Source organism: Acinetobacter sp. RF14B (genome assembly GCF_006864105.1).
GTDB classification, from domain to species: Bacteria; Pseudomonadota; Gammaproteobacteria; order Pseudomonadales; family Moraxellaceae; genus Acinetobacter; species Acinetobacter lwoffii_C.
In genome coordinates, this window is the sequence record NZ_SMTB01000151.1 from 1 (window position 1) to 3,425 (window position 3,425).

4 protein-coding genes are annotated in these 3,425 nt (G+C 45.5%); 3 read left to right on the forward strand and 1 reads right to left on the reverse strand.

The annotated features are described in order from the left end of the window. Nucleotides 1–1,514, forward strand: a 1,514-nt coding sequence (locus tag E2K52_RS13855; protein ID WP_171478873.1) for a phospholipase D family protein, incomplete at its 5' end; no start/stop codon positions are given. An 84-nt stretch (nt 1,515–1,598) separates the two neighbouring features. Here the strand turns inward: E2K52_RS13855 and E2K52_RS13860 are convergent. Further along, on the reverse strand, nt 1,599–2,408 hold the full coding sequence (locus tag E2K52_RS13860) for a lysophospholipid acyltransferase family protein (protein WP_151205604.1): 810 nt from the start codon (nt 2,406–2,408) through the stop codon (nt 1,599–1,601). A 188-nt stretch (nt 2,409–2,596) separates the two neighbouring features. Here E2K52_RS13860 and E2K52_RS15605 point away from each other — a divergent pair, with 188 nt between their 5' ends. Then, nucleotides 2,597–2,728 carry a hypothetical protein gene (locus E2K52_RS15605; protein ID WP_264765946.1) on the forward strand — a complete coding sequence of 44 codons (132 nt, stop codon included), beginning with the start codon at nt 2,597–2,599 and terminating at the stop codon, nt 2,726–2,728. 76 nt (nt 2,729–2,804) lie between these two features. Next, nucleotides 2,805–3,425, forward strand: a 621-nt coding sequence (gene hflX, locus E2K52_RS13865; RefSeq protein ID WP_151205605.1) for a GTPase HflX, incomplete at its 3' end; no start/stop codon positions are given.

Consider the following 3,425-nt stretch of genomic DNA (forward strand, 5'->3'; position numbering starts at 1 on the left):
CTTTGCCCAAACAGGCTGAGCAGCCAAGTCAGATGGCCTTTGAGACAGATACCAGCCAAACCAGTCTGGCACAGATCATTACCCCCCTACGCGACAAGAACCTGGGCCTGACCGGTTACCACCTACTATATGACCCCCTGGAAGCCCTGGCTGCACGGATGCAGCTGATTCACAAAGCAGAGCGTAGTCTGGATTTGCAATATTATATCTGGGATAACGACCGGATCGGTGCCCTGGCCTTGCATGGCCTGATTCAGGCTGCAGATCGCGGCGTTCAGGTGCGTCTGCTGATTGATGACAATAATGCCAAGAAAATGGAAGGTATTTATCTGGCGCTGGATCAGCACCAGAATATTGATGTGAAGTTGTATAACCCTTACCGCTTCCGTAAATACCGGGCCATGGACATGGTGCTGGACTTAAAACGTATCAACCGCCGCATGCACAATAAAAGCTTTATTGCCGACAACCAGATTGCGCTGATTGGCGGTCGCAACATGAGCAATCAATATTACAATGTAAGTGACAGCTATCAATTTTCTGATGTAGACGTGATGCTGGTCGGGGCAGCTTCAGATGAAATCATTCACTCTTTTGATGAATACTGGAATGATGAATATGCTTATCCGGTTCGTCAGATCGTTAAGCCCGGACATCACACCTTGCGTTTCCCCAGCCTGAAACAGCAGCTGGAAGCCCATGGTCAGGATATCTATACCCAAAACTACCTGAATCTGGCCAATCGCTCCCAGGCCTTTGATAAATGGCTGGAACATAACATCCAGCTGGACTGGGTAGAAGCAGAAGTAGTCAAAGATTCTCCTGCCAAAATCAAAGCAGAAGCAGAGACTGAGGATCATCTGAATTTTCAGTTATTACAACGTCTGGAAAAACCTGAACACAGTGTCGATATTGTCTCCGCTTATTTTGTGCCTGAAAAACTGGGGGCAGAACGATTAAAAAAACTGGCAGCCAATGATATTAAAGTCCGTGTTTTAACCAACTCTTATAAAGCCAATGACGTCTCGATTGTGCATGCCTTCTATGCCAAATACCGTCAGGACCTGCTGGAAAATGATGTACAGCTGTATGAATTTCTGGCTGCACCCGATGCAGATCACCTGAATGCCAATACTGAAGAACTCGCCAAGAAAGCCAAAGTCAGTCTCAAGGGCCTAAGCCGTTCCAGTCTGCATGCCAAAATGATGGCCCTGGACCAGAAACAGGTCTTTATTGGTTCCTTTAATTTTGACCCGCGTTCTGCCTATTTAAATACTGAAATCGGAGTTGTATTAAACAGCCCTGCTCTGGCCCGTGCGGTACATAGCACCATGGACCAGAATTTAAGTAAATATGCGTATAAGCTGGTACTGGATGCCAATCAGAAGATTAACTGGAAAATCAGCAAGGCAAATGGAGAGACCAAAACTTTTACCAAAGAACCTGGGATGAAATGGTATCAGCGGGCGTCCTTAAAATTCCTGTCCTGGCTACCGATTGAAGGCTTTATGTAAACGATATGGAACTCAAAAACTGCTGAATCAATATGACAAGTCGCTACCCCGGCTGACTGGTTTTTTTAATTCAGCATCATGATCTTAATGCGATTCTTTCAGCACTCTGGAGTGTAATTCTTTTAAGCCCTGCAACATCTGGTCTTGCACTATCGGCGTCAAAGTATCGACGGTCAGTCCTGCTGTCGGAATAGCCGGCAAAGCCATCAGATGCGCAGTCACTTTCGGCATTTCCAGTACATTTTGCACATGGGCAGCAAAGCTGATGTTATCAATAAATGGCGCTACCATATCCAGTTGACCTTGCTGATTGACATAACACAGCAGGCAGATTTGAACCGGACGCTGCGCTTCAATTGCCGCCCCTAGAATACGGCCATGCACCTTCTTGATTGAACGGCCATCCGAAGTCGTAGCTTCCGGGAAAAACAAGACCGGAATATCCTGCTTTAAAAACTCGCTAATCTGCTCACGGATTCTTACAGAATCTCCCGAACCTCGTTTAATAAATAAGGTTCCGCCACTTTTGGCCAACTTCCCCAATACCGGCCAATTTTCGATTTCGGCTTTGGCCAGAAAAAACACCCGGGCAGCCGAGCCTAAAACCGCCACATCCAGCCAGGAAATATGGTTGCTTACCCACAGGGCAGGCTCACGTGGAATGGTGCCATGCACTTTGACTTCAATATTAAAGACCTTGCACAACTGACGGCAAAAATACTGCACATAACGTGTATTGTTTGGATTATTCGGATGTTTATGCAGGCTATGCCGGTATACCAGATAAAACCCTTCACTGATTGTGGTGACGGATGCAAAGATTTTTCTGGAATAGAGAAAGAATTTTGCAAAGCCGCTTATCTCAGCTGTTTGATTGTGTACAGTAGGGTGCATAAAAAGATCACTAAATCCTAAACAAGATACAGGGAATATCCACGAATTAAACTTATTCTATACTTTTCAATCTTAACTTGCATTGATAATAAAAAGCCTCTCATGCCATTTCTCGCATTAATTTAAATATGATTTTTAAATCAAATAAAAAAAAGTCATCGAAATATCAGAGCAAAAAAGATGAAACTATGCAAAAAAACCAGCAGTCCTGCCATGAAATGATTCCACCGGCACAAGCACTTAAATTTATCTTCGGCATAACTCTGGTCTATACCTGTGTTCTGGTAACACTTGTACAACTGTTTGTCACGGTGCTTTAAAAGAAAGCCTTGTATGCCCGTATCTGTTCTGTTCATTTTCCACTAAAATGAAATTTTACAATGGAGCATGTGCTGAGTGGAATATGTAGAGCAACATCGGGGAAAAGAACAGGTCATACTGGTCAGTGTGAGCGTACAAATACTGGAAGACCTGGATGCTGATGAGTTTCACTTGCTGGCACAATCTGCCGATGCTGAAATTCTGCAACATATTCATACACAGCGCCTCCGTCCGGACCCGAAGCTGTTTATCGGTTCAGGTAAGGCTGAAGAAATTGCCGAACAGGTCAAACTGCTGGATGCCAATCTGGTCATTTTTGATCATGCACTTTCTCCGGCTCAGGCCCGTAACCTTGAATACATGTTGAAATGCAGGGTTGTGGACCGGACTGAGCTGATTCTGGATATTTTTGCCCAACGCGCTCGGACGTATGAAGGGAAATTACAAGTTGAACTGGCGCAGTTACAGCATTTATCTTCACGTCTGATTCGCAGCCGTGGCAATCTTGACAGTCAAAAAGGTGGGATTGGCTTACGTGGCCCCGGGGAAACCCTCCTTGAAACTGACCGCCGCCTGCTGCGGATTCGTATGGGTCAGCTTAAAGCCAAACTGGATAAAGTCCGTCAAACCCGCACCCAAGGGCGTGTTGCCCGTCAAAAAGCGGCTGTGCCGACAGTTTCTCTGGTGGGTTATACC

What these genes read in the sequence shown, in the direction of transcription:
- E2K52_RS15605 (WP_264765946.1), top strand. Translation starts at nt 2,597, where the DNA reads ATGCAAAAAAACCAGCAGTCCTGCCATGAAATGATTCCACCGGCACAA.
- E2K52_RS13860 (WP_151205604.1), bottom strand. Translation starts at nt 2,408, where the DNA reads ATGCACCCTACTGTACACAATCAAACAGCTGAGATAAGCGGCTTTGCA.